Raw genomic sequence first — 26,825 nt, 5'->3', positions numbered from 1 at the left:
TGATAAACTAAAATTCACATAGGAAACTTCGATTAAATCTTCATTATATGTTCTGCTATTTAAACATTTCCTAGATAGCTTCGTGTTATGTTTTGGGGAACACTTTTTCCATTCTTACTGTGTTTTTCGAAATAGGGGAGATATTCCGCATAGACATCGGCCTTGTCGGTAAAATTTTCTGTTGTTTTCACAGTACTACCTTCTCCTCTCGATAGTAAGTAAAGAAATAGATTCTAATTACCCAAGATAAGAATATAAAATCGAGTTGTTCGTAATTAAACTAAATTCTCTATATGTCCCTTTTTCTTTTTTAGCTTTAAATAAATTGATAATGCTAGAGCTAAATGAATAATTCCAAGTGTTGTAAAGATAATGGAAAAGTATCTGCCTCCTATTGTTGGGGAGTCTGATACAGCTACTCCAATTAAAAAGGAAATAATACACAGGAATATGAAATATCTCATTCTTTTCATTTCACTTTTTAAGAACAAGTAACCACTTAATATCAAAATATAAAATAAGCTTAAAACAATGAACGATGGATAGATAGGGCTGAATTTTGCTGCATATATAAAATGATCTAATTGTGATAAATCTGCACTACTTGTAATTTCACCATTTAGTAATTTCGAAAAATAGGCAGTGTATTTCCATTCCCAAGGGTTATCTCTTATAGCACTTCCTTCATACCATGCAGAAAACGTTGAAAAAACCATTACCATAGTTGCTATTAGGAACTGAGTAAAATATTTCACAAAATCATTCCACCTTTTATGAAAAGTACAATTTAAAATTACAATATATTTACCAGAACGAACGGTGTTATTGGAATGGCAATGAGAACAAGTAAACCTTTCTTTATGCTTCCTCTCTGAAACCTCTTTAAATAAAAATAATACCTTTCTACATATTTATCAAAATGATAAATGCTACTACTACGATCAATAATGCTATGATTATTGAAAGCCATCCAATCTTCACCCTACCTAATAAACGGTCAACAATAAAGAATAAGATAGCAGAACCAAGCCCAAAAACTTGTAATACTGCTCCGAAACAACAATGAAATAAGAAGGAAGTAATTTCGCGAGTATATGCCCTTTTAGAAACCTTCCTACTAAGCCAGTCACTAAAGAAGGAAACAATAACTCCGTACGTCATGACAAACATAAGGTTTAAAAAATATAAATTAAAATATAAATTAAAAAATCTGTCCACTTCGAAGCCACCAAGAAAGGAAAAGATAAGTGCAAATAACAAACTACTAAGAATAGCAGATAAAATTTTTCTTTTTAAAATAGCAATTTCCCCCTCTGATATTTTTTTAACAATAAACTTAAATCTTCCAACAATATTCATAAATCACATACTCGAACCTCTTTTACTTTCATTTCACAATATCACATAAAATTTTAACATAAATATCCATATTTCATTATCTATTTATTCAACATGTTTAAGGTTTTTATTTAAATTTATTAAATGTTCTATTCCATATATAATAAAAAATATAAAGTTAATTCATAAAGCTTGAATTTCTATATAAAAAATCCGCTTTCCTCTCTGGATTAGCGGATTAATCACAGGTACTACTCCATATACCTATCAACTAATTCATAACATCTTTCTTTTGTTAGCCCTGCTTGTACGCTTATATATTCCAGCGATTCCATCGTCCCACCTTCGTATTTAGCGGCAGCTTCTCTTGCAGTATCATCACGGTATTTAATCCATTCCCTTTGTTCTTCTCTTAATTTTTCCATATCACTTGGAGAAAGCTGTTCTTCGAGTGCTTGGTAAATTTCATTTAACACTTTATCCCATCTTTTAAAAATTTCACCTTGAGCCTGTTTTAATTCAACAGTCGTCCCGTTTTCTAATACCTGATCAAATTCAGCAAGACTTTGTTCAATCTTATCAAGCTTTTTCAAAAAATCCTCTCGTTTACTCACAGTTGGTACTTGTTCTGTTTCAGCTAGTTCAGCTTCTTTCATTGTTTTATCGAAGGTTCTATTTATTACTTCAGTTGTTGGTTTAGGATTGCATCCAACGAATAAGAAACAAACAAGCCCAATTAACCCAATTGACTTTTTCATTTACTCTTCTCTTCTTTCACGTGCTTTATCTTATTTTTATTTATACGACAACCGTTTCCCTCTCCATAGAAAGGTGATGAAAGTTGTATTTCTTTTCGACATATACTTGATGCCATATCATAAAAATTAATACTGTCCAGATTTTCCGACTGTTATCATGTACCCCTCTTTGATGTTCAGATAATAAAAATAACAAATAGTTCTTTTCAAATAAATGATCTGTTTGACTGTCAATTATTAATTGATAGGCCCAATCAAATAGCTCGTTTTGTAGCCAGTGTCTGATTGGAACCGGAAAACCAAGTTTTTTGCGATTTAGCACGGAATCAGGAATTATTCCTTCCATCGCTTTTCTAAGTATATATTTGGTTTGTTGATTTGTAACCGTTTTATCATGACTTAGCTGAGATGCAACTTTATACACCTCTTTATCGAGAAATGGAACTCTTAGCTCTAAAGAATGCGCCATCGTCATTCGGTCTGCTTTGACGAGGATATCACCACGCAGCCAGGTATGGATGTCAATGTATTGCATTTTTTGAATATCATGAAGGTGGTTAATTGTTTGATAATATTCCTTCGTTACATTTGTATACGTCCAATCCCCTTGGTAGTTTCGTAGGAGCTGGCTTTTTTCACGTTCAGAGAATATCTTCGCATTACCAATATATCTTTTTTCCAGATTTGTTGTACCTCTTTCAATATAACTTTTCCCTTTCGCACCATCAGGTAATTTACTTGCTAATGCAAGCCAGCCTTTCTTCATACTACTTGGGAAATGCTTCAAGTATTTTAGCGAATGTGGTTCTCTATAAATATTGTAACCTCCAAATAATTCATCGGCCCCTTCTCCAGAGAGAACCACTGTGACATGCTTCTTAGCTTCACGTGCAATAAAATATAATGGAACTAGAGCTGGGTCTGCTACTGGTTCATCTAGATGCCAGACTATTTTAGGAAGTTCTTTAATAAACTCCTCAGGCGTTACAATATAATGAAGATTATCTACACTTAATGCGGCAGCTGTTTCCTGAGCCAATTCGATTTCACTATATCCAGTTCTTTTAAATCCAACGGTAAACGTTTTTATACGTGGATGAATCTCCTTTGCCAAAGCGACAATACTCGATGAGTCAATTCCTCCGGATAAAAAGGCGCCAACTGGTACATCACTTCGTAAATGCATAGCAACCGAATCTCTTAATACATGTTGAATCTTCTTTACCTCTTGTGAAAACGGTTGATTAGTTGGACAAAAGGTTGGTTTATAAAAGGAGTGAATAACCATAGCTCCTTCCAGTTTTTTTGTGAAAAAACAACCTGGCTCTAGTCTCTTAATCTCTTTTGATAAAGTTTGAGGCTCTGGGACATATTGATAAGTCAAATAATGATGTAAAGATTCTAAATCCATAATGCCGTTACCTTTAATAGCACTAACTATGCTTTTCTTTTCCGAGCTGCAATAGAATTCATCATCTGTTTCATAATAATAAAATGGCTTTATCCCAAAGTGGTCTCTAGCACCAAATACTTCCTTTTTCTCCCGATCCCAAATAATAAAGCTAAACATACCGCGCAATTCATTAACAACTCGTGTTCCAATATGGCTATATAAGGCTAAAATAACCTCTGTATCTGAATCAGTATGAAACTTATATCCTTTCTTCTCTAATTCTTTTTTTAGCTCTATATAATTATAAATTTCACCGTTAAACGTAATCCAGTAACGATCATCATCATACGATAGAGGCTGTCTACCAGTTTCAACGTCAATAATACTTAATCTCCTGAAGCCTAAGTGAATATTTTCATCTGTATAATAGCCTACATCATCTGGCCCCCGATGGGTTATCATAGCTGTCATATCAACAGTAGTTAGTCTTTTTTCAAGTGCTTGTTCTTTTAGATTAGTACTCATATATCCAATAAACCCACACATCTGCTTTACCTCTTTCCATTATTTTACTTATTCCACTGAATTCATAACCAAAGGTAATTGAACGACTACTGTTGTTCCTTTTCCATACTGACTAAGAACTTCAATTTTCCCGCCGTGTTTTGTGACAATATTTCGAGTGATCGCTAAACCAAGTCCGGCGCCAATTGATTTTGAATCAACTTTATAAAAGGAATCCATAATATGTGATAACTCTTCTGGCTTCATCCCTATTCCATTGTCACTAATTTCAAGTACAGCAAAATGATTTCTTTTATAGAGATTTATTTGAATTTCACCATTCTTTTTTGAAAATTTGATCGCGTTATCCAGTAAATTTAACATGACTTGTCTCATTTTATCTCCATCAGCCATAAGCCGAACCGATACACTTTCTAAGTCAATCGAGACATTTTTATCTTTTGCTTTCCTTTGAAGCTGTAATGTCACTTCGTATACGAGTTCATCAAAATTTAATTCAACTTGGTTAAGAGTGATTCGATTTGACTCATACCTAGAAAAATCCAGTAAATCTTCAACTAATTTCATCAAACGCTCAGATTCAGTGTGAATCATCCTTAAGCCAAATTTCACTTCCTGCTCTGTTAAGTCTTCTGGTGACTCGATCGTTTCAACCCACCCTTTTATTCCTGTAAGCGGCGTTCTGAGCTCATGGGAAATCGAGGAAATAAAATCTGTTTTTAATCGATCCATCTTGACAATTTCATCCGCCATATAATTTAGTGTGTTCGCCATTTCGCCAAGTTCATGAGGGTATATTTCATTTAATCGTTTTTCAAATCGTCCTTTTGATAATTCACGTGTATGTTGAATGATTTTTTTAAATGGCCTTACAATCGAATCTGCAAGACGAAGACTAATAAGAAAGACAACGATTGCAACACCTGCACAAATCAAGATTCCATACTTAACCAGGTTTTGAATGACATCATGAACATTTGCTAACGAAGAAATATACCGGAGCACCCCAACAACCTGACCGTCTAACATTAGTGGTATGTAGACAGCAATCACTTTTTCTCCTGTTTGTTTAATAACTTCCTTTTTATAAACTGTTTCATAGGTAAATACATCAGGATCAATTGAATATGTTTTGTCTTCATAAAAACCAGATGATGATTGAATAAGTTCTCCATCATTTGATAATAGTTGCAATTCTGCAGAATGATATTGATAGCTTTTAATAATGAGATCACTATAATCTTCTAAACTGCCATAATTAAGATCGTTTCCTTTTTCCCAAATCGGATTAATTGCTTCAACATGACTGCGAAAAGTACCTGCTATTCCTTGATAATAATAATTTGTCAAGGCAAAGCCAAACACCGTCATGACTAAGCTTAAAGTCAAAAGGATAATAATCATGAAATAAAGGATGACTTTTCGTTTCATACATTACCCATCCATATATACCCTAACCCCCACTCCGTACATAAATAGACTGGCGAGGACGGGTCTGTCTCGATTTTTTGTCGGATTCGTCTAATGTTTACATCCACGACCTTTAAATCACCAACATAGTTCTTTCCCCATATCTCATCCAATAATTCGTCTCTTGTGTAGACACGATTTGGATGGCCCATAAAGTAATGAAGAATAGAGAATTCAGTTGGAGTCAATTTTATTTCTCGTCCAGAACTGATTAATCGCTTCGTTTTCATGTCCAATTGAAAAGGACCAGAAGTAATCCTTTCATCATTTTCCTTTGAAAGTGAACGGTCGACAGTTAGTCTCCGTAGCAGAGAAAAGATTCTAGCCTCAAGTTCGACTAAGCTAAATGGTTTATATAAGTAATCATCTGCACCAATGATTAAACCTTCGACCTTATCCTTCTCTTGTGTACGAGCCGTTAACATAATAATGCCCACTGTTTGATTGATCTTTCGAATTTCTTGACATACTTCAAATCCATCAACACCCGGGAGCATTAAATCAAGCAAAATAATATCAAAGTTCTCTCGATGATAGAGTCGTAATGCTTCCTCTCCAGTTTCTGCTTCCGTTACAAGGTACCCCCTCTTTTTTAGATTTAAGCTGACAAAGCTACGTATGGATAACTCATCTTCAACAACAAGAATTTTATGCATAAACTTCCCTCTCTTAAAACTCATCTTCTAATAAATGAAACTCATTAAATGGAAAAGCATCTTTTTCTTTCATTTCTGTATAAAAAATTGTATCTTTTGTTTTCTTAAAGACATGGCCTTTCGGTTCAACGGATTCGCGGTTACCCCATTTAACCTCAAAAAGCAGTTCATCATCTGAAACAGAGATTAATTGGATACTATTATCAACCTTTTTAATCGTAACCTTACCATGCCAATCAACTGGGATTGTGATGTAAAACTTATGTGCTCTGTTCGTATATCTTTCCTCAATCTTTTTTTCATCCCCATTTATTGAATATGTTGAATAGTATTCAATAAACGGAATATCAGCAAATGCCTCTTCTTCCCACCCTTTAGGGATATACATCCCACCTACTTCAATGACCCCATCGTCATTAATATCTTTACTATAAAGTGGGTATTCTTTAATGAGCATCCCACCTGCTCTTTCATCAACCTTAATAAGCTTCCCGTCCTCAAAGGCAATGATTTCAGTCACCATAGAATGAGCACCAACTGCTCCATCAATAAACAATGCCTGATTACCATCAGATAATTTTCCACTGACAGCATTTTCATGAAATGCAAAAGCATCCATATTTACACTTGAAGTTGTCTCTAGTTGACCAGACCTAAATGTAAGAAGCTCCGCCTCCATAAATTCCCTTCTCTTCCCGTGGACAATTAGAACATCTGCTTTTCCATCACGATCATAGTCCGCGATATCAAGGACTTCATAGCCTTTATTTACTACTTTTGTCAGTCCCTCTTCCTTCCATTGGTATATCATAAGCTCTTTCTCTGATTCAAAGTCTGACCCTCCAAGACCAATGACTATTTCTATTCGTCCATCATTGTCTAAATCATGGAGATCAAAATAATCAAACTGCAGGTAATCCAATTCAAAGTCTGATACTTCTCTCCAGTCATCTTCAGTTTCTTGTAATGAAAGAAGATGAACTTTACGATTTTCCCCTAAACCTCTATACAAAAGAAATGCTTCCTGGTTCCCATCGTCATTAATATCAGCAATAAAAATTGACTGTTTTTTATTAGAATTTACCGGAGTTAGTAATTCACTATTAGAAGGGAGCAGCTCTGCCGCTTTTTTACTCAATTCTATATTCTGTTCTTTCTCCTGTTGTGGAGCTTCAATTAATGCATTAGGAGATTCAACAAGTTGACATCCCGATAACATCATGCTGCTCATAACTAGACCCATTATTAATGTTAATTTGCTTTTCTTTCTCATGATGGACACTCCATTCATTTTTCCAAAAATTACTGTTTCCTTCGAATAAATTTATTATATATGTCTTACTCTATAAAAGAGTTACAAAAAAGTTACAATATGGAATTTATTGTCGAAATACTGTTCAAACCTAGTATTATATTCACTTCAAATATTGTAAAGCAGTATCAGGAGAATTCAATGATTTAAAAAAGAATGGTAGGACAGTATATTCTAGTTGAAAAGCTGAAAACAAATGTAACTATTTGAAATGAGTTATTAAACAAAAATGGACTTAAATGAAAATAGACGCATTTCTTAGAGAAATGCGCCGTTTGATGAAGATCGTATTCTCCCAAGACTTGCTCAGTTGTTACGAAAATACGACTCTATTGAGTTTTTCATATAATTAACAAGTGAAACCACCTCGGAATCCAGTCCTTCCCACTTATCAACATACTCTCCTCGATACGCTTTTCTAGCTAAATCGAGTAAATCCGCATGTTCATTAGGTAACCGAGGTATAGCCCATTCTGCTGCCACATCTTTTGGAGAGATTTCATCTACTGCTACTGTCTGCCACATTCGAGCCAGAGTTAAAATCACATTACGTTCGTCTCCATTAAGCCCTTCAATTAATTCTGTCATAGACTCCCTAATTGCCCTTCTTACATCTGTTATTGGAATGGGGTCAAGTAAATCAGAAACTTCAGAACCAAATAGTGAAACACTATACTTTTGTGCTTTTGCTAAGATAATAGCTAGATCTGGGTCATATGTAGGTTCTTGGATTTTCCCTTTTTCAAAATCACTCCTAAGCCATTCACCATAGATGAATTCTTTTTTGGGAGGATATTTCCAGGGTACGACATCGCTATGGTTTATAACTGTAACCTCAAGTGATCGCACAGAATCTGTATTCCCTATCTTTCCAGATATAAGCATCAATCTATCAGATAGTTCTTTTCGACTGTCTTCAGATAAGTTATGACTCACGACCACTAAGACATCTACATCACTGTTTATGCGTAAACCACCTTTTACTGATGAACCATATAGATATACCCCGATTATCGAACTTCCAAGCAATTCCTCTACGATTTTTAATGCTTGAATCGCTTCATTTGGTATTTCTTTATTAGTCAGATTATTCATCTACTACATTCTCCTCTATTTGATATACAGCTTAAATTTCATCAAACATTATTCCACATTCGTAAATAATAAATTTTCTCCGTTTATAAACTGTTCTCATGTTTTTAGTAGATTTATTCACTTACTTTATATATTCTTATATTATCTATAATTAGCTTGATACAGATTTAGAATTTTTTAGACTAAGGAAGTGATTTTAGTTGAACCGTCTTGAAAAGAAGAAAAAGATGTTAATATATATATTCTTAGTTATTTATCTAGCAATGTTAATCTACTTTATGTTTTTCGGATTTGGCAGGCCGCAAAAGATAGAGATCCACGAATACCGGTATTCGTTAATACCTACTTCCATTCCATTGTGGCTACCTAATCAATTTACATTAGATATTTTGCAACTATGGATTTTTGCTATTGGCAACCTTTTAGCATTTGTTCCATTCGGAATACTTGTACCGATGGTGTTTGAAAAGCGAATAAAAACATATTTTAAATTTATTGTTTTGTTTGTGTGTTTCATTCTTTGCTTGGAAATTGTTCAAATGGTAACTTATTTAGGGAGCTTTGATACAACGGACATTCTTGTCAATTCAATGGGTGCAACAATTGGTTTCATTTCCTATAGAGTTAGTAAACAAATGAATACTTTAACAACGTTTTTTATTTCGATAGGAATGTCCATAACGGGGTTATTTTTGTTGATGTTCCTTGTTGCTTGGGTATTTAACAATACGCTTACACCATTTATTGAAAAAATAATCGTACTTTGAAACTTAAATCTGAAACTGCTTTTAACGAAATGAAGAAATTTGAGTTCTCATTAGATTTTTGAGCCTTTACAAAATAATGATTGTCACTATCCGTTTTAATTGAATAGCCGTATCCATCTTCTCCTTTTGGAATAAAGCGGATAGAGTTTATACTCCCAATTTGGTAATTTTCTTTTATAAACTGAGTAAATTATTCGAGGTTCAATCCACTATTATCAAATTTCAATTATGTTCCACCTCTTCTTACTGTTTCTTACTACAATGCTAAATGGACATGGTTGGTATGAGTCAAAAATCATTTCTAATCGCTCTTAAAATTATTCAACATGTTCAACAGTTAGGGTATTAATCTGTAATGGGAAACTTTCCATTATCGTACCATCAAATCCTACTTTTATTTTGTCTCCTATTTGAAATGTTTCTGTAGGGTTAACCGAAAGTTTGACTGATACTCTACTACCAGAACTAAGAATTTCTCCTTCTTCAACTTCTACAAGTCCGATTTTATTATCCGTAATTTCTTCAATTGTTCCGATAAAAGTTGCGTTTACTTTATCCTTTTCATTCTTGGTATACTCTGAATTACATGCATATAGTAAACTACTTAATAAAATTATTATTAACAAACTATTTCTTTTTTTCATTATATATCTCTCCTTTAATAAATATTTCTCTTCACTAGGTTAGTTGTAGAAATAGGTATTAAAGTTACAGCGTATTTAGAGTTTTATTGAACAACAATTCTGGACTGTTACTTTTAAAAAATAGATGTATTAACCAATAATAGGAATTTGTTTTTTTGCTAATAAATCATTGATCAACATCTGGTGTTCCGTAAACAGATTTTCCGGTAGCTCTTCAAGTAAAAAAAACTTATTTTGTATCGATTCCTCGTTGGTCTCAATTAAGTTACCCATATATTGTCTACATATGCCCCTGAAACGACCATAATCACTTTTTCGTGACCAACCATAGATCTTAATTGTTTTATGTAATCCATCTTATTCTCCTTTTTCTTTAGCTCTCATCAACTCAAGCAAATCATTTTCGGAAAGTTTTTTGGTGTATTTATCAAATTCTAAAGAAGGATACCAATCAGGCTCAGACCCTCCTACTCCATATTTAATTGTATGAACAACTGAATGAGAAGACATAAAAATATTGTGATGAACAAATGGATTTACTGTTACACTTTCTTTCTCACTAAGTAAGCATAAATCCAATTCTCCATTTACACTAATTTGTGCATAAACAATCCACCCTGATTGAACTACATAAAACTCGGAACAGGATTTGTGATAATGACTATTTTGCCATGCACCTTGTTTTGAACCAACCGTACGACAATATGAACTTCCATCGGAACTAATTAACCTATAACGTTTTTCTCCATTATTCATTAGTTCAAAATTCAAATCTACACCAGCCGCACGAGCTTCATCTATACTAATTTTTTTTGGATTATAAGCCATGATAATCTAATCCCCCATATTTGATTTCCCTTCCAAACATTCGATAAAAAGATATCTATTCCTCCTACATCTATACAAATAAAAAAGAGCTGTCGATCATACATTGATCAACAACTCATGTTCTATTACGGAATAACTTTAACCCAAAATACGCTCAATATGCTTTAACCAAATGTATGATGGCAAAAGACTAACCCCTGCTGGAACGACTTGGAATAACTAAAAAGGTTTTTGACATCAAAGATATAATCTACTTACGAGAGTTTTCCACAATTTAAAAAGTGAATATATATTTGTATATAATGTGAGCAAAAGGGAGGGAATATAAATGAACTGTTTAGGGTGTCATTTAGCATATAAAGAAGAGGCTGTTAATGTTGTATGAGAAGACGATTATGTTTGTTGCATCTTAGACCACAATCCTTATAACGAAGGACACGTCCTGATTTTGCCTAAAAAACATATACGATACTTTGACGAACTTGACGAAAATACTGGAAACTCGGTAATTAAGGCATCAAGGATTATCACAAAAGCTATAAAGAAATTGTTTAATCCTGATTGAATTACTGTGTTTCAAAACGGTGGCTTTTTTATATTTTATGTAATATCCTTTTAAAGAAAACAACTCCTCAACAATCTGCCCTTCCATGAAGAAAAACGCTTTTCTATTTTGAACTGCCTCCAATTTTTAGACAGAATGAATTAAAGGGCATTACACACCCCTTCTTTTTTTCTACTTATTTAATATTCTTTCATATATCTGGCCTAAATATAATAAGCGCCTATCTTGTTCCAAAAAGGCGCTTATTTGCTGAAGATTGCTCTTGACTGGTAATGCTATTATTTTGCTTTAATATGTGCAACGACACTATTTTTTCTGTAAGTAACAGTTACCTTGTAACCATCAGCAGTTACATGATCGAATTTACCTTTCACCTTGTCGGCAGTCATTAAAGTAATGTTTGTACCTTTTTCTAATTCATAATTAGAAAGGTCCAAATTCAAGTCCCCACCATCAAGGTATAACAGTCCATCTACATTTAGTTGACTTTTGTCATCATCCATTGCAATATCCAGGTTTCCAGCTTCCATTGTGAAATGGCCCTTTAAATTTAAAGGTCCATTTACATTAACTAAAACTGTACCATTTTCTACATAAAGATCGCCTTCACCAAAAGCAGTCTTAGAAGTAGCTTCTAACGTACCTCCTTGTAGCAATGTGCCCCCTGAATAACTATTATTTCCTGTCAATGTGAGTGTTCCCGTCCCTTTCTTGGTAAGCATACCACTGCCAGTAATATCATTTCTCCACCAATCATGGGCATTAAATCTTCCTTTTGAAGCATCCATATCCACAGTTACATTGCTTAAAAACGCACCATATCCATCAGATGCTGTTACCAAATCAAGTCTTCCCCAACCATTTGACTCGTCTATGACAGGGTAACCTGATTCAATTTCAGTGGTATACAATACTTCTCTACGTTGTTTATCTGTCAAATAAGGCTGACGAGTTTCCAATAAAACTTCTGCCCCTTTGGGTACTACAGGGTCTAAACCTTTTGTTCCTGTTTGAGGTAATCCGTAAGTAAGTTTTTCCCGATAGAAAGCTTTATTTGCTTCATGATCTTCCCACTTTTCTTCATCGTACGCACTTTCAAACTTATAATCCTCAGTTACTGTATGTGCATATTCGTACAAGCTCATATCTTTTGATTCAGCTAATTCACCGAATACTTCTCCAGCATTTTCATACGCCTTATCCAATACCTCTTTGTTTTCTGGGAGATTGTAAGCATAGGCAGTCATTGCTGTAGATTGTATTCTTGCTCCTATTACATCAAGCGGAGAGTGCATTCCACTTACTATTCTGTTTTCTCCCATTTGAGCTGCTCTTGTTAAAAATTCAGCATATCTTTCCGGTGTTGCATATGCAAATCCGAATGTTGACAAATAAGATGCACTCGTATGCCCACTTGGAAAAGCTCCGTCTTTTCCTCTTCCATCTTCCGCTTCTCTTTTTACATATTCTAACGCAGGAATAACTTCCACATTTGTTTCATATTGTTGAAAATGTCTTTCTCCCGTTTCTTTTGTACCACCTGAAGGTAATTCTTCTACTGTACTTTCACCACTACCTATTGTTTTCCAAACAGGTAAACCGTTCTTATCAACAACTTCCTTCACTTCTCCATTTGAATTCATTCTGTACGGTCTTGGAGAAGAGAAAAAGTACTTAGAAGGGTTTGACGAAGAAGGATTCCTAAATCGGATTAAATGAACTAAATCCATCGCATCTGATAGTTCAGATCCCTTCCATTGTCCCATTCCTTGACTTTGGTCTTCAACAGTCGTTTCTTCCAATACTTTATTCATGTCCTCTGTTGATCTTACAACACTTGTAATCGGGTTAACAATATCCACGTATGTATTAGCTAAAGGACCATAAGCCTCCATCATACTATAAATCTTATCTCTTTGATCATCATAATAGGCCGCTAACGCCTCTTCATCAGTTCTGTTTTGGGTAACGTCTTCTACATATTTTATATTAGCTTCCCAAGTCTCTGAATCTCTGATTTCTTCGTTAGCATATGTCTTCTTATCTGCTACTATTTTGGTCTTATCATTTTTATATCCATCAAAATAAACGGTAGGTCCGTCACCATAGTTTGCAACCTTACCATTTGCTCCTAGTTTAGTTAACGCTGATCCGTCTCTCCAATCTGATTGATTCATAGACCATATTTGATCAAAACCGTCTAAAATATTTATAAAAGGATTAGTCGCAGCTATATTCTTTAAGATAGGATCATTAGCATTTCCGCCATTATCCACTGCTGGTAAAGGTTGATCAACTTCAGAAGCATCTAAATCTACTTCTTCAGTAGTCCCTTGTGGCTTTGCAGGTTTTGAAGGCTTCCCTTTTTTAAACGTATTATTTGATGTAACTCCTGCTTCTGTACGAGAACCGTGAGGATATCCTTTTGTTGAGCCATTATCAATCTCAGTTTGAATTTCATTTTTCGCAAAGCTCCGCTCGATATCAGAATATTGACTGGCGGCTTGAACAGGTAGTGTAGAAGATGCCATAGTTAGTGTTGCAAGTAATATTATTGATTTTTTTTTCATACCTTTTGTGTTTCTCCTTTTCTCTGCAAATTTTTGAATGATTAAAACTTAACTACTTTTTTTCTCTTTTTAATATTTATTCAATTTCCTAGACGAAATTTAAGACACAAATTTTACTATAAGGATTATATGTTATTTGAATATAGGGAAAATGTTAAAGTTATGTAAATTTCAAATAGCCAGAGTACGGAGTTTTTTTGAAAAGTTGTAGCTTTTTGCAGAAATCCCAAAACAGAAACAAGAAAAAACGTTCCTACTTTTTATGGGAACGCTTACTTTTGAAGTAATCAACTAAATTTTATTTGAAGATGTATTATCCTTTACTGCTAAGATCATTAAAAACATGGGTCTTCGGAGTTCATCAGTCATTCCGGGTACACTCTTTAACATTTCATCAGAAGGAGTTGGTTCTTTGACTGCTCTTATACTAAAGCCGGCACCAATTAAGGCATTTATATATGTAGAGATTGTACGGTGATATTTCATTACATTATCTTTTAAAAATGTCGTTTCACGTACTCCTTCTGATTGATAATGATCTACTGGCCAATGTAGACGATACCCTTGTTCATCGTAATACCAATCTTGTTCGTTTTGGGAAGTAAATATTGGATGTTCAACTGAGAATAAAAAAGTACCGCCAGTTGTTAGGCATTTGTAGACTTTTTTGCAGATTTCTTCAAACGACATAATATAGTGAAAAGCCAACGAACTAATAACCACATCAAATTGAGAGTCTGTAAAATTGATTTCTTCAATTGGCATTTTTATATAAGAAATTAATGGATCATCTGTGTTTTCGCGAGCTTTTTGAAGCATTTTTTCCGAAATATCTACACCTATCACTGAACTTGCTTCTTGCTCACGAACATAACGGCAATGCCAACCAAAACCGCAACCCAAATCAAGCACATTCTTATTCTTCAACTCTGGCATCAGTGCTTTTAAAACATGCCATTCTCCCGCACCTTCAAGTCCATTGATCGATCGTGGCATTTTCTCATATGCAGAAAAGAAGTTTTCATCATCATATTTGTTTTGTTTCATCATTCATACATCTCCAATATAGTAATAGTAAGGTATAAAATTCTAGCTTGATGTGGAAGTGTTTTATTTAGTTAAATAGATTAATAAGAACTACTTTACTTCAAGAACTAATGCGTAAAAAGCATCTCCATTAGATAGATTCTCTTCCTTTTCATCCATCCACCATACACCATAAGAATAATAATAAATCCCTTTTTGTGTTGGTGCGGAAAAACTATTTTCTTTAACTATGATGTCATTCTCATTATTTTCATTCATTTGGATAAGATGAAATTCATTTGGTTTAGGTTCATATTCCATTATAAAAGATATTTTCTCACCAGGAATTACTTTAATTGGTTCTTTTCCCTTTAACAGCTCAATAGGTCCAGCCGTATCAACGCATGTACCTTTCCAACAATAAGCACCAAGTTTTGTTTCATACTTTTCATTTCCAATATCTATATATACCTCAGGAGGTTTATCTCCCAACATGCCCTTAGAACAACCCGTACTGGTTAGACCAAAAAGAACGATTAATAAATAAAGACATTTTTTCATAACCAACCCCCTTTATAATTAAAGACGTATAAAATGATGAAAGGTTACTCATTTAGAAATTAAACTAATGTTCCGTTATTCTAATTTAAACGTTCCACTTTTCTCTTATCATACAAAGGGATCTTATTTAGGAGGGTCCTCTAAATAAAAAAAGCAGATATCCTTATTCAAGAACAGCACTCGATTATTAAATATCACTATTAAATTAAAACGCTCGTTCGTTAAATAAAAAGACTATATTCTGAAGTTATCCATCTGTGGAAAGCTAAATTTTTTCTTGGGTCTTTGTTCGGATACTAAGCACAAAACTAATAAATGCTGCGATGCTGCAAACATACGGAAGGAAAGGGTATCCCCAGTTAGTTATGACATAGCCACCTATCATTGAACCAATCGTAATACCAATATAAAGAGCCGTATTATTCCAGGCCATGACAATTCCTCGTTCCTTTGGATATTCGACTGCTAATCGCGCTTGGTATGATGTAAATCCTGAATATCCCACCAAAGCCCATATAAACAGAAAGATATAAATCCAATCGCCAGACGAAAAGAATATTCCTAAACAAACAAGTATTACAGTCAAAAAGATAAATGTAGCTTTCGAAATCTTCCTTACTCCAAACCTATCTGTAAATTGTCCACTTATAAGACTGCCTAAAACCGCACCAATACCATAAAAAGTAACAGCTATTGCGATTTCTGAAGAAGAGAATCTATTTTCTGAATAAAGAGCCGCACCTAAGTAAACATAAAGAGCATACATTGAAATCGCCCAAATGGTGGTAACACTTACCGAACCAAGTATTCTTAGCAGATTTCCTTCTACTAGATTTCTTGTCAAATCACTTCGTGGAACATATTTCCATGTTTTGAAATTTAATACTGCCATTATAATCCCTACAACAGCCATTACAACAAATACGGAACGCCAACCAAGAAAATGCTCTAGGAACGTACCGATTGGTGCTCCTGCCCAAAGAGCTGTTAAATGTCCTGAAACAACAATAGAAAGCCAAGTTCCTCTCCGCTTAGATGGTGCAATATCCCCGATAATGGCATAAATCAAAGGGGTGATCGCAGCTACCGACAAACCAGCTAAAATACGACTCATGATTAACCAGGTAAAAGAAGGTGAAATAGCGGTTAAGGTATTAGAGAAGGATAATAACAATAACCCAAACGTAATAAAAATCCCTCTTCCATTTTTATCTGAAGCCCAACCAAAGAGAGGTGCTGCAATCGCATATGTTATAGCAAAAACAGTTACCATCCATCCTGTCATCGCTGGATTAACATTATACGCTTCCGAAATGAACGGTAGTAACGGAGATACGACAAATAAATCTGTACCTATCAGAAACAAAGTGATCCAACCAACACTTAAGCTGACTCTCCCTCTTGAGCCCATTACATCCCCCCGTTTACAATTATTATTCTATGTATATTTTTTAGAATCCTAATTGTTCAAATAAAATGAACGTTTATTAAAGTACGATAAATAAAAAAGGCTGCTTAATAAGCAACCGATCTCATTCATGATCATCCGTTCCAATGAAGCTGGTTTAATATCAATGGAAATATCTTCATCAGGTAGGTCCCTCCATGTATTCTTACTCTCGTTTTCACTAATTTTTTTAGTGAAAACAGTTGCTCTTCAAACTTGTTCATTTTGAACAAATGAAGTAGAAAATTTCTATGTATTTATAATTTATCTAGTAATTATGTAATCTGTTGTTTTTAAGATCAGTCTTCTGCGTATTGTGTTATATACGAACGACAGTAAATTACTGTCGTTCGTGTTTATTTTCTTCGCTTTGACGGACGATCTCGTCAACGACTTCTTCGATCGGTGCGGTGGCGTCGATTATCATACCGTTTTTCGGAATGTCTTCTTTCGTTTGGTGTAATCGCACAATGAGTTCCCGTTCCGTTTTTCTTCCCTTTCCGCCCCACTCATCTTCTGGTCGCTCGTCAAGGCGCCGGTTCAATGTGTCAAGGTCGACATCGAGGACAAACACGCCATCAAATAGATCGATGAATTTCGAAAAGTTCCTTGAACCACCGCAAAAAAATGTTACCTCCTCATCCTGGTTGGCGACCAAATCTTTTACTTTATCTACATGCCAAATGTGGTGCACGTGCGTGACACCCTCCGTCGGTGTACCAGTTTCCGGATCGCCTTGATAAGCCAATTCACGGTCACCATTAATGGCATGGTAGCCGCGCCGTTTCAATTCATTGCAGACCGAAGTTTTGCCAGTGCCTGAAACGCCTTCAATTAAATAATTCCTAATTCCCATTGCTAGACCCTCCTTTCTGCCGCTAAACTGCACTTTTGTTCAATAACAATTGCCAATTAGGTAGCCTCCTAAAACTAATAACACATCTATTCCAGGAGGCTATCTATCTCCTTCTCACCATTGCTTTCACCTCATTTTTTAATAAGTCATTAACAATAAAATAACACAGGAATTTTTGAAGAATACTGCTCTCGGTATCGGATAAGTTATCGTTCGATTACTTACAGATAACCTCTTCTCTTATTAAAGAAAATGACCTTTTTTCATTAAGAAATATGATTTCTCCTCAAGATAAGCGCTTTCTTGCTGGAGATCTTAAACACTCAATTATAATCCTGTTTACAAACGTAAAAGTATAAGGAATTACAATTTATATGTTTTAAATGATTTGCATGAGGGACATTGAGCTGGAGTTATTTTGGATTCATTATGTACCCATTCGTAATAACAAATTTTGCAGTGTAATACTGTATTATTTATAATAAAATCTCTTGAGTCCTTAATATATTTCTCATAATCTTGAGGGAACATATCTGCTAATGTACGATTAACAAAATTAGCATCGCATTCTCGTCTGTTCCAATACTTTTTTCCATCCTTATATTCAATCATAAAACAAATATCCTCCAACTCGTATTGAAAAGATCTAATTTTTTTCTATATATTAACTCTTAATAACTCATATCTACTATTAAAGTAAGCATGCATTCTATGTCTACCAAATAAATCACCATCATTTTATTCACTGTAAATTTCATTAACTATGATTACAATATGTATGTAAGTCATAAAATCACTTCTTTTCAACATTTAAAATATTGCATGTCCGTTCCATATATGTGAACCGGTATTATGGTTAAGATTGGCCTATTCTTATCAAATACAAGTAAACTTCTACCTTTTACGCGGATCCGTTTAATATTTCTTTTCTAATCGGTGAACCTATAACTGTAGTTTTATGTTCTGGTAAAAACTTTTTTGTTTCTTCAAAGGAAGTAAAAATTTTTGTTGAAAATGTTTGAGAAATTTTATTTGCTAATCCTGGTGTCATATCACTTTCATGAATATAAATAGGGATTCTTAAGGATTTTGCAGCTAAAATAACAGGTACTGAAACAAATCCACTTTTAGAAAATATTAATTTGGGTTTTAATTTTTTTAAATACTTCTTACTTCAAAAACACCCTTCTAAACTGCCCCTAATAACTGATACAAAAAAGGATGATTTTTCATTCCTTAAGGAAAGCTACCCCCGTTACTTCAATAAGAAAAGGCAATTCATTGATTGAAAAATAAGTCTCCGTCAAACTTAACTACATATTTTGTTGCAATGTATTTCTTTGTAATAAGGTAAAGATGCTATTTCCACAATAGATAACCTATTATTTATTATTTGTTACGATTGGTGGTTTTGTATTTTTCACCTTTGCTATCATAGGTCACCCATTCACCAACAGGCTCACCCATTTCAAAATATCCTGAACGTTTTATTGTGCCATCGAAACGATACCATTCCCAATAGCCCTCTGGCTTATCTTCAATTATTTTCCCCTTTGACCATATAGTTTTTCCGTTTGCATGGTACTTTATCGTGTATCCATCAATCACTTCAAGTTTCTTTTCCTTAATACCGTTCGCGTTTATCAAGTCGCATTTTTCATTTTTCATGATTTACCTCCGATAACCATTTTTTATTTTCATCTCATTTTAATGATATTGTTTTACTTTTGCACATTTAGTGTTCATTTTTTTATATAAAACTAATTCAACAATCCTGCCCGTTACTTTAAGTGTAATTCTTCACAATCTCTATTATGCTATACATTGATCCTGAACAATCTGGCCTGATTGATGAAGAAAGAGATATGTTCCAATTCCAGCTGCAATTATGATTGTAGGGCTCATATCTTTTAAATAAAATGGTCCTACAGGGAAATGGCCATTTTCTTCAAAATAAGCGCAGATCCAAATTATTTAAGAATAAAAAGTACGAACAAGATGAACAAAAGAAAATTGAAAAGATTACTAGCAAAATGCGTTTGTATAAAATGATAAAAAATAGTAAAGGTGAACTTCTTTTGTATTTACGGCAGTTAGATTATTGATAACACTACCTTAAGTATTTAAATAGAGATTTATAAATTTTATGAGCATGTGTAAAATGCGAGTATAGTATATCTCTACCTTCTGCTGCTTTCTCCCATTATACTACTCATAAAAAGAAATCGGATTAAAGAATTGCACTTATTTATGGAAGTGTTTAAATCGCATATGGAGAATAGAGGTATAATGACACTATGAAAGTACCATTATACCTCTTAATGTTCTTATTTATTTAGAATCAGCGTACCTCCAAATTTACCGCCAATTTATTTTCTTTTGCCACTTTCCCTAAAAGATACGCGCTATTCTTAGGAATTCTTTCTTGTGTGGTACGATCAACTTCGATTAATCCAAACTGCATACCATACCCTGATTGCCATTCAAAATTATCGAATGTTGACCAATGTAAATACCCGATGACTTCAATGCCATTCTCTATGCAAGCATGCAAGCTTGTTAACGCCCTTTGTATAAATTCTTCACGCTTTTTATCATTAGCTGTTGCTAGACCGTTCTCTGTGACCATGATTGGAATCGTTACAGATTTTGCTACTTCCTCGACAACTTTTCCTAGTGCTTCAGGATGATATTCATATCCCATCTGTGTTACTTCTGTATGTTGATCTGGTTGAATCTGTCCATTTGGTCCATAAATTTCACGCGTATAATTTTGCAATCCGAAAAAGTCGTCTTCCTCCATCATATCGAGAAATTGGAGAAAATAACTATTCCATTTTTCTTTCGCTAACAGTTCACCACCAGGAATAGAGTCGATATGTGGAAGTGCCATAGAAAAGCCCACTTTTGTTTCCGGGTGAATTTTTTTAATAACTGCACGTGATTGTTTATGTGCTTCTTTCATAAGCTTGATCGATTTTTCATCAGAAATCATGTGGAAAGTGAAATATTGACTTGGATCTGCACCACATAGAGTGGCAGCGGATTGTCTCCACTTAGGGGCTACCCATGACTCTCTGTCAATTCCAACAGGTGGAACAAAGCCTATTTTTGAGAAAATTTCCTTAAGCATGACTGGTAAATTCACTTCGTTCATCGTCAACACATATGGAATTAAGTGTCCCAATTCTTTCATCACGACTTCACAATAATTAGCAAAAAGCTCAGGAATGTTAGGACTGCTCCACCCTCCCACTCTCATTAACCATTGTGGTGATGAGAAATGATGGAGTGCTACAACAGGAGTCAATCCATATGCATGGCATGTTTCTAATACATCTTTATAATGTAGAATCGCAGAAACTGAGAAGTGCCCTTTTGCCGGTTCAATTCGTGCCCATTCAATTGAGAAACGATACGCTTTAAATCCTAACTTCGCCATCAATTCAATATCTTTCTTGTATAAACTATAATGATCAATTGTATCGCCGGATTTATCTTTATAAGGAGAACCTTCAGCATGCTCTTCAGCCCAAAAATCACTATTTACATTATTTCCTTCTACTTGATATGCTGCAGTTGCTGATCCCCAAATAAATTGCTGCGGAAAACTACGGTTCATTTCATTCACCTCATTTACTATTTGATTACATACTATCAATTAATTGAATCGCTTATAATGTTAGAACTAAAGATTATCCTTACTCATTTCAAAGATTTTGAGTTAGCGTTATCATTTGTAGAAAACATATAGCTTCCCCTCGATTATTTACCCTTGACTTCGAGTAAAACTAGTGTTAAAAATGTCTTAAGCTAAGGTTTGGATAATTGTCGAGGGGAGACTATGGATGCGATGGAATTAACCGAATTTTTAATGGCGAGACAATTTATAAAGAAAAGAGAAGAAATTGAAGCACTCATACCAGCTGAGACTGTTTTAATAGATGATGAGGAAGTATTTTTATATAATTACACAATTAATGCAATAGAAAATACTGTTATAGAAGATAGCATCGTGATCACACAACAGCCCTATCATTCAGAGATACCCGTTCATGTCCATGAATTCATTGAACTCACCTATGTTTTTAGAGGCACATGCAATGTTGTGATTAATAAGAATGTTATTCCTCTAACTGAAGGAACACTGGTTATGATTGACAAATATACGCCTCATACAGTGGAAGAAACCGGTAAAGATGATATTGTATTAAGCATTACACTAAAAAAAGACTATTTATCTCCCAGCTTTTTAAGTAGACTTTCCTCTCAAAGTATCATATCCATTTTCCTTGTTGATTTACTAATGGAGAGCAGAGAGTCGAATCGTTATCTATTATTTAACCATGGGAAAAACAAAAAAATTATTGAAGTTGTGAACAATATTGTGTGGGAATACTTTCACAAAAGAATGTATTCTGATGAAATTGTTAACTCCTATCTCGTTATTTTGTTTTCGGAGCTCATCCGTGAAGATGAAATTAGTCAGCGGCACACTCATGTTCCAAATTCCAATAACTATACATTGATCGATTTTTTACAGTATATCGAAGACCATTATCAAGACTGTTCATTAACTTCAATGGCAAAGCACTTTAATTTTCACCCAAACTATTTATCTAACTTATTAAAAAAGGGAACCGGCAAATCGTTCAAAGACCTCCTGCAACTCCAAAAAATAAGCAAAGCAGGCATGATGCTCATAAACTCAAACATCCCAATCCCTGAAATCGCCGACGAAGTAGGCTACTCAAGCGTCACCTTCTTCTACAAAAAATTCAAACAAATCTTTAACATGACTCCAAGTGACTACCGAAAGGGACATGGGGACAGGTTCGCCGTCCCACCATTTATTAGAAAATAACCAAAACTACCAAAATATACATAGTTTGGATTTGAAAAATTCCCCACTTATCAAAGCAGGGAATTTTTTTAGATTGATTTATAAAAAACTCAGACCGAACACTCAACCTACCTTCTCAAAAAGTTCAACACAATTTCTCCCCTTCCGCTTTGCAGCATAAAGGGCTTGATCGGCTTCTCTTATGAGAGTTTGCAAGATTGTTTGATCAGCTTCTCCTCCTATCAAGACAGAAGATATCCCAAAGCTTGACGTAACCGTAATTTCCTTCTCCGAATAACGTACAACCGCCTGAGAGATATTCCTTCGAATAAAATCTGCCATTTCCTCCGCTGCAAGTAAGGACGCATCAGGCATACATAGAATAAATTCCTCCCCGCCATACCTCCCAACAATATCATGAGATCTCAGACAATTCTTCACCACACCAGCAACACGTGCTAAAACCAAATCACCTGCTTCATGTCCGAATGTATCATTAATGCTTTTAAAATGATCAATATCAAACATGATAATGGATACGTTTCCACCTTTTTTATTCAAAGAATCTACAAGTCTCTCAGATTCTTCCATAAAAAAGTGACGATTATAAAGTTCTGTTAACCCGTCAATTCGAGCTAAATATTGTAACTGTTCTTGTAAATCTACTCTTTCAGTCACATCAACAAATGTGATAATTTTCATGAATTTATATTTATTTTTCACATTTGAAAACCGAATATGATAATAGGTGTTATCACCTGATAAAGATGATCGAAAGTCACATTCTTTTTCATGTAAGACGATTTCAGCAAGGTTTGTCCCTCTTCCAATAACATCCACGATAGGCTTGCCAATACATTGAGAGCTTAAGGTTGAAATGACATTAAGCATGGCGTGGTTATAATCAACAAGCACTCCCTCTTGATTTAAAACAATAACCCCCTCCCTCATATTTTCAAACACTGTCTCTCTGGCAACAGGTGTGACATGAAACATTTGATAAGAAAAAAGGGCTGCACCATGAAGGATAAAAGAAATACTCATAGAAACCGGTCCCAGATCAATACCATATGGACTCAAATCATTTAAATAAAAATAGTTTGCTATGATTGGCACCATAATTCCTGCTACCATCAATATAATTTGCATACGAAATCGAAATAATCTTGTTTTTCTCAATTCCATACCTAACGAAATCATACTCATCATGAAACACAAAAAGAAATAGATCGAATGAACATAAAACCAAGGACCGTATTCCAATTTCAAGATCGGAAATGGACTGTCACGATTTAATTCAATAGATGTGTAATAAAGATGATGAAGCTCATTTGTGGCATGCATAAAGATTGTCAAAATTGGAAGTAGAAATAATAGATAGGACATCCATTGTTTTAATGTTTGCCCCACATACCCTAAGCACATCAACAGGATAAATGTAGGAATGAATGGCAAAACAAGATATTCGACACTTAACCAAATGAGGATTTTCTCCAAAGTTGTACTTGATAACTCCACCGCATAAGAAAATGTGAATATAGCAGAAAATAAGGTGACGAATATATACGGCTTTCCCCCTGGAACATCCTTCAGACGAAAATAAGCGTACAAACATAACAAAGAACTTAAAATTCCGGCTAAACTAACGACCACTATGTATACGAAAGCTTCATTAGGCATAAATTCAACTCCATTGATTACAAACACTATTGCTAATACTATTATAATGGAGTAAAGGAAATTCTGACTAGTACGAACGTAGGAGAAAACGATAAATAAATTCATTTTCTTTCATTAAGGGTATCGATTTCTCAAATAAAAGGATTCAAAAACACATCTGCACCTTACTGTTGTTCAACAATGTAAATCTCTTTTTATTTTTTTCTATTTCTCTAGCAGGAGAAATTTGATCGACCTTATATCATTAGGCTGTTTTCGCAAAGATTGTTGCTTATGAATATTATTTTAATTTATAGTGAATTGGAGTGGAAGACACTCTGCTCCTGAGAGAGGAAAGCCAGGGAATGGAACGCTTTGGAACGTACTAATGTTCACCTTAAAAATACATCAAAAAACAACAAAGTATGCAAAAACAGCCTTAAATTATGATCTTAGAGGTGCAATTGATTCATTGTAAATAAGATAATAATGTGTTTTTTATAATCGGTAAGGTAGCATGACTACCACCCTTCTCTTTTACATCTTCAAGTACGACCGCAAGAGAGATTCTGCCAGAATCTAAATCAGTTGCAATAAACCAGCCATTTTCCGTTCCATTTTCATCAACTTGGGATGCTTTTATTTCCGCTGTTCCTGTTTTTCCCGCTAATGAAACTCCCGAAATTTTTGCAGCACTAGCTGTACCACCCTCTTCATTAATAACAGCAGTAAATGCACGTTGCAAAGTAGATAGATGTGCAGATGGGATAGCCTCTTCTTTCCAAACTGTTATTTTCTGATTATCTGATTGAATTAATGATGGTGCCATGATATTTCCCTCATTTGAAAATGCACTATAAGCAAGAGCCATATTTAATGATGTAACCATCACTTCTCCTTGTCCGTATCCTGAATCAGCAAGCAGGATGTCACGGTCTAGGCGTTCTCCATTTGATATTTGACTATCTCCCAATGGATAACCAATCTCTAATGGCTCACCAATTCCAAATTTCTTTGCACCAGCTATAAATTCCTCTTTGCCTAAATCAAGTGCAGTCATCGCAAAATAAATATTATCTGAGTATTTTACCGCATCTATTAAATTAACAGAGGATTGGTTATTCACCCTTGTTATCCTGTAGTTCCCCCATGAACGATCTTTTTGCCATGAACGGCCCTTGATGGAAATTTGCTTTTCAGGATCTAATATACCTTTTTCAAGTCCAGCCGTTGCAGTCACTAATTTAAATACAGATCCTGGTGAATACAGTTTACTAAATCGATTCACTTCATCAGTAAATTTACTTTTTTCACGTCTTTGTTGCTCTTCTTTTGTCACATAGGTTGTATAACGATTTGAGTTATAAGAGGGAGAACTTACTAAAGCAAGTACTTCTCCAGTTTTTGGATGAACGGCTGCTGCTGAACCTTTCTCACCATTCATTTCATCATAAATGATACTTTGTAAATTCGAGTCAATCGTTAATTTAATATCCTGACCATGTTGTGGTTCTTTTTTTACAAGGGTTTCTATTTTTTCATTATCTCTTACAATATAAATCTCTACTCCATCAATTCCTCTTAATGTTTCTTCATATACTTGCTCAAGACCAGCCTTTCCGATTAGTGATGTCGTACTATAGCCTTTTTCTTTGTTTTCTTCCATTTCTTCAGCCGTAATATTTCCGACATATCCAAGAAGTCGTCCGAAAGCTTTATGATTGATATACACCCTTGAAAGTTTATCATTTACAAAAATACCCTCAGCACCTCGATCTTCTAATTTTTTTAGTTTTTCATCATCCGGCAACATATCTACAATAGGAACAAAATAAATTGGATTTGTATTCCGATCTAATTTTTTCATAATCGTTTCTTCACTTATGTCTAACAACGCTGCCAGTTCTTGTATTTTTTCTTCGCGATTGTTTTTATCAAACACCTCAGGATTAATACCTACCGTTTTGATTTCACCATCTTTAGCAAGTGGATATCCATTTCGTGCAAGTATACGTCCCCTTGTTGCTTTCATTGTATTCACCTTGACTCTATCACCTTTTTTCATGGCAGGAAAAATTAAGCTTTCGTCCCACTGAATTTTCCATTCATTTTCTTCCTTTACTAGATGTAGTTGATAAGGTGATGATGACAGCTTTCCTGCTACCGTGTCCATTTCGATAGAGAAAGGTATCACATTTTCGTCACTTTCTTCGTCTACTCTTTTTATGTTTATATCAACCGCTTCAATACCAGAGTGAATATTTGTATATCGTGTTACAAACTCTTCCTTTGTGATTGTTCTTTTTGATTCATTAGATAATAAATCATATAGCAGATCATATGTTTGATTTGATAACAGATTCGAAAATTGATCAAACGTCTCATTCTGTTTATTTTCTTTTGAACAGCCAGATATAACTAAAAAGCAGACTATTATCAGTATAAACAATGGATCTAGCAGATGATTCTTTTTCATTAGATTTCCTCCTCGCATCTACCTTTTGATGGGTAA

The 26,825-nt window shown here is 34.4% G+C and carries 21 protein-coding genes and 3 pseudogenes; 3 read left to right on the top strand and 21 right to left on the bottom strand.

What is annotated here, in order from left to right; translation table 11 throughout:
* Positions 1-275: 275 nt before the first annotated feature.
* The 8 genes from BK577_RS14585 to ant(9) all read right to left on the bottom strand — a co-directional run bounded on the left by BK577_RS14585 (position 276) and on the right by ant(9) (position 8,547).
* Complete coding sequence (locus tag BK577_RS14585) at positions 276-755, bottom strand: YjdJ family protein (protein WP_078433626.1); 480 nt, start codon at positions 753-755, stop codon at positions 276-278.
* Between the two features lie 148 nt (positions 756-903).
* Positions 904-1,359 (bottom strand): hypothetical protein, encoded by a 456-nt coding sequence (locus tag BK577_RS26250; RefSeq protein WP_180321221.1) that lies wholly within the window; start codon positions 1,357-1,359, stop codon positions 904-906.
* Between the two features lie 230 nt (positions 1,360-1,589).
* A complete protein-coding gene (locus BK577_RS14575; protein WP_078433625.1) occupies positions 1,590-2,096 on the bottom strand; it encodes a lysozyme inhibitor LprI family protein in 507 nt (168 codons plus the stop codon).
* Positions 2,097-2,136: 40 nt separating this feature from the next.
* Positions 2,137-4,035, bottom strand: coding sequence for an asparagine synthase (glutamine-hydrolyzing) (gene asnB, locus BK577_RS14570; protein ID WP_078433624.1), 1,899 nt, complete (start codon positions 4,033-4,035; stop codon positions 2,137-2,139).
* Between the two features lie 27 nt (positions 4,036-4,062).
* Positions 4,063-5,445, bottom strand: coding sequence for a sensor histidine kinase (locus tag BK577_RS14565; RefSeq protein WP_078433623.1), 1,383 nt, complete (start codon positions 5,443-5,445; stop codon positions 4,063-4,065).
* Positions 5,442-6,140, bottom strand: coding sequence for a response regulator transcription factor (locus tag BK577_RS14560; RefSeq protein WP_078433622.1), 699 nt, complete (start codon positions 6,138-6,140; stop codon positions 5,442-5,444). The genes BK577_RS14565 and BK577_RS14560 overlap by 4 nt, the downstream gene beginning before the upstream one ends.
* 13 nt (positions 6,141-6,153) lie before the next feature.
* Positions 6,154-7,413, bottom strand: coding sequence for an FG-GAP repeat domain-containing protein (locus BK577_RS14555; protein WP_078433621.1), 1,260 nt, complete (start codon positions 7,411-7,413; stop codon positions 6,154-6,156).
* A 345-nt stretch (positions 7,414-7,758) separates the two neighbouring features.
* Positions 7,759-8,547, bottom strand: coding sequence for an aminoglycoside nucleotidyltransferase ANT(9) (gene ant(9) / locus BK577_RS14550; RefSeq protein ID WP_078433620.1), 789 nt, complete (start codon positions 8,545-8,547; stop codon positions 7,759-7,761).
* 200 nt (positions 8,548-8,747) lie between these two features.
* Here ant(9) and BK577_RS14545 point away from each other — a divergent pair, with 200 nt between their 5' ends.
* Positions 8,748-9,314: a VanZ family protein gene (locus tag BK577_RS14545; protein WP_218970494.1), complete on the top strand. Its 567-nt coding sequence runs from the start codon at positions 8,748-8,750 to the stop codon at positions 9,312-9,314.
* Positions 9,315-9,631: 317 nt separating this feature from the next.
* Here BK577_RS14545 and BK577_RS14540 read toward each other — a convergent pair whose 3' ends face one another.
* Both BK577_RS14540 and BK577_RS14535 read right to left on the bottom strand, forming a co-directional pair.
* Positions 9,632-9,958: a DUF3221 domain-containing protein gene (locus BK577_RS14540; RefSeq protein WP_078433619.1), complete on the bottom strand. Its 327-nt coding sequence runs from the start codon at positions 9,956-9,958 to the stop codon at positions 9,632-9,634.
* Positions 9,959-10,315: 357 nt separating this feature from the next.
* Positions 10,316-10,786 (bottom strand): hypothetical protein, encoded by a 471-nt coding sequence (locus tag BK577_RS14535; protein ID WP_078433618.1) that lies wholly within the window; start codon positions 10,784-10,786, stop codon positions 10,316-10,318.
* 397 nt (positions 10,787-11,183) lie between these two features.
* Between BK577_RS14535 and BK577_RS26390 the strand changes: the two are divergent.
* Positions 11,184-11,351: pseudogene (locus tag BK577_RS26390) on the top strand (HIT family protein); the annotation flags it as partial.
* Between the two features lie 278 nt (positions 11,352-11,629).
* On the opposite strand, the gene BK577_RS14525 reads toward BK577_RS26390, so the two are convergent.
* From BK577_RS14525 to BK577_RS14480, 9 genes and pseudogenes are all read right to left on the bottom strand, one after another.
* The gene (locus BK577_RS14525; RefSeq protein WP_078433617.1) at positions 11,630-13,921 is read right to left on the bottom strand and encodes a phosphatase PAP2 family protein; all 2,292 of its coding nucleotides are present in this window, start codon (positions 13,919-13,921) and stop codon (positions 11,630-11,632) included.
* 291 nt (positions 13,922-14,212) lie between these two features.
* Positions 14,213-14,968 carry a class I SAM-dependent methyltransferase gene (locus tag BK577_RS14520; RefSeq protein WP_078435257.1) on the bottom strand — a complete coding sequence of 252 codons (756 nt, stop codon included), beginning with the start codon at positions 14,966-14,968 and terminating at the stop codon, positions 14,213-14,215.
* Between the two features lie 90 nt (positions 14,969-15,058).
* A complete protein-coding gene (locus tag BK577_RS14515) occupies positions 15,059-15,508 on the bottom strand; it encodes a hypothetical protein (protein ID WP_078433616.1) in 450 nt (149 codons plus the stop codon).
* Between the two features lie 265 nt (positions 15,509-15,773).
* Entirely contained in the window at positions 15,774-16,919 is a 1,146-nt protein-coding gene (locus tag BK577_RS14510; protein WP_078433615.1) for an MFS transporter, read from the bottom strand.
* A gap of 126 nt (positions 16,920-17,045) precedes the next feature.
* Positions 17,046-17,212, bottom strand: a pseudogene (locus tag BK577_RS26820) (TetR/AcrR family transcriptional regulator); the annotation flags it as partial.
* An 83-nt stretch (positions 17,213-17,295) separates the two neighbouring features.
* Complete coding sequence (locus BK577_RS14505) at positions 17,296-17,811, bottom strand: AAA family ATPase (RefSeq protein ID WP_078433614.1); 516 nt, start codon at positions 17,809-17,811, stop codon at positions 17,296-17,298.
* An 848-nt stretch (positions 17,812-18,659) separates the two neighbouring features.
* Positions 18,660-18,985: pseudogene (locus tag BK577_RS14495) on the bottom strand (UDP-N-acetylglucosamine--N-acetylmuramyl-(pentapeptide) pyrophosphoryl-undecaprenol N-acetylglucosamine transferase); the annotation flags it as partial.
* A gap of 215 nt (positions 18,986-19,200) precedes the next feature.
* Complete coding sequence (locus tag BK577_RS14490) at positions 19,201-19,479, bottom strand: toxin-antitoxin system YwqK family antitoxin (RefSeq protein WP_078433612.1); 279 nt, start codon at positions 19,477-19,479, stop codon at positions 19,201-19,203.
* A gap of 673 nt (positions 19,480-20,152) precedes the next feature.
* Positions 20,153-21,433, bottom strand: coding sequence for a glycoside hydrolase family 1 protein (locus tag BK577_RS14480; RefSeq protein ID WP_078433610.1), 1,281 nt, complete (start codon positions 21,431-21,433; stop codon positions 20,153-20,155).
* 222 nt (positions 21,434-21,655) lie between these two features.
* Between BK577_RS14480 and BK577_RS14475 the strand changes: the two genes are divergently transcribed.
* Positions 21,656-22,675 carry an AraC family transcriptional regulator gene (locus tag BK577_RS14475; protein WP_078433609.1) on the top strand — a complete coding sequence of 340 codons (1,020 nt, stop codon included), beginning with the start codon at positions 21,656-21,658 and terminating at the stop codon, positions 22,673-22,675.
* Between the two features lie 102 nt (positions 22,676-22,777).
* On the opposite strand, the gene BK577_RS14470 is transcribed toward BK577_RS14475, so the two are convergent.
* Together BK577_RS14470 and BK577_RS14465 are read right to left on the bottom strand one after the other, a co-directional pair.
* On the bottom strand, positions 22,778-24,334 hold the full coding sequence (locus tag BK577_RS14470) for a histidine kinase N-terminal 7TM domain-containing diguanylate cyclase (RefSeq protein WP_078433608.1): 1,557 nt from the start codon (positions 24,332-24,334) through the stop codon (positions 22,778-22,780).
* A 448-nt stretch (positions 24,335-24,782) separates the two neighbouring features.
* Complete coding sequence (locus tag BK577_RS14465) at positions 24,783-26,789, bottom strand: penicillin-binding transpeptidase domain-containing protein (RefSeq protein ID WP_078433607.1); 2,007 nt, start codon at positions 26,787-26,789, stop codon at positions 24,783-24,785.
* Positions 26,790-26,825: the final 36 nt, after the last annotated feature.

Source organism: Metabacillus halosaccharovorans (assembly GCF_002019635.1).
In the GTDB taxonomy this organism is placed as follows: domain Bacteria; phylum Bacillota; class Bacilli; order Bacillales; family Bacillaceae; genus Metabacillus; species Metabacillus halosaccharovorans.
The sequence above is the reverse complement of the archived record's forward strand: the minus strand, read 5'-3'. Positions and strand labels throughout refer to the sequence as shown.

Bases quoted from the DNA above. Each gene is read 5' to 3' on its own strand.
- BK577_RS14565 (WP_078433623.1), bottom strand. From the start codon at position 5,445: ATGAAACGAAAAGTCATCCTTTATTTCATGATTATTATCCTTTTGACT.
- BK577_RS14515 (WP_078433616.1), bottom strand. From the start codon at position 15,508: ATGAAAAAATGTCTTTATTTATTAATCGTTCTTTTTGGTCTAACCAGT.
- BK577_RS14575 (WP_078433625.1), bottom strand. From the start codon at position 2,096: ATGAAAAAGTCAATTGGGTTAATTGGGCTTGTTTGTTTCTTATTCGTT.
- BK577_RS26250 (WP_180321221.1), bottom strand. From the start codon at position 1,359: ATGAATATTGTTGGAAGATTTAAGTTTATTGTTAAAAAAATATCAGAG.
- asnB (WP_078433624.1), bottom strand. From the start codon at position 4,035: ATGTGTGGGTTTATTGGATATATGAGTACTAATCTAAAAGAACAAGCA.
- BK577_RS14555 (WP_078433621.1), bottom strand. From the start codon at position 7,413: ATGAGAAAGAAAAGCAAATTAACATTAATAATGGGTCTAGTTATGAGC.
- BK577_RS14465 (WP_078433607.1), bottom strand. From the start codon at position 26,789: ATGAAAAAGAATCATCTGCTAGATCCATTGTTTATACTGATAATAGTC.
- BK577_RS14470 (WP_078433608.1), bottom strand. From the start codon at position 24,334: ATGCCTAATGAAGCTTTCGTATACATAGTGGTCGTTAGTTTAGCCGGA.
- BK577_RS14490 (WP_078433612.1), bottom strand. From the start codon at position 19,479: ATGAAAAATGAAAAATGCGACTTGATAAACGCGAACGGTATTAAGGAA.
- BK577_RS14510 (WP_078433615.1), bottom strand. From the start codon at position 16,919: ATGGGCTCAAGAGGGAGAGTCAGCTTAAGTGTTGGTTGGATCACTTTG.
- BK577_RS14560 (WP_078433622.1), bottom strand. From the start codon at position 6,140: ATGCATAAAATTCTTGTTGTTGAAGATGAGTTATCCATACGTAGCTTT.
- BK577_RS14480 (WP_078433610.1), bottom strand. From the start codon at position 21,433: ATGAACCGTAGTTTTCCGCAGCAATTTATTTGGGGATCAGCAACTGCA.
- BK577_RS14535 (WP_078433618.1), bottom strand. From the start codon at position 10,786: ATGGCTTATAATCCAAAAAAAATTAGTATAGATGAAGCTCGTGCGGCT.
- BK577_RS14505 (WP_078433614.1), bottom strand. From the start codon at position 17,811: ATGGGAATTAGGAATTATTTAATTGAAGGCGTTTCAGGCACTGGCAAA.
- BK577_RS14475 (WP_078433609.1), top strand. From the start codon at position 21,656: ATGGATGCGATGGAATTAACCGAATTTTTAATGGCGAGACAATTTATA.
- BK577_RS14525 (WP_078433617.1), bottom strand. From the start codon at position 13,921: ATGAAAAAAAAATCAATAATATTACTTGCAACACTAACTATGGCATCT.
- BK577_RS14540 (WP_078433619.1), bottom strand. From the start codon at position 9,958: ATGAAAAAAAGAAATAGTTTGTTAATAATAATTTTATTAAGTAGTTTA.
- BK577_RS14520 (WP_078435257.1), bottom strand. From the start codon at position 14,968: ATGAAACAAAACAAATATGATGATGAAAACTTCTTTTCTGCATATGAG.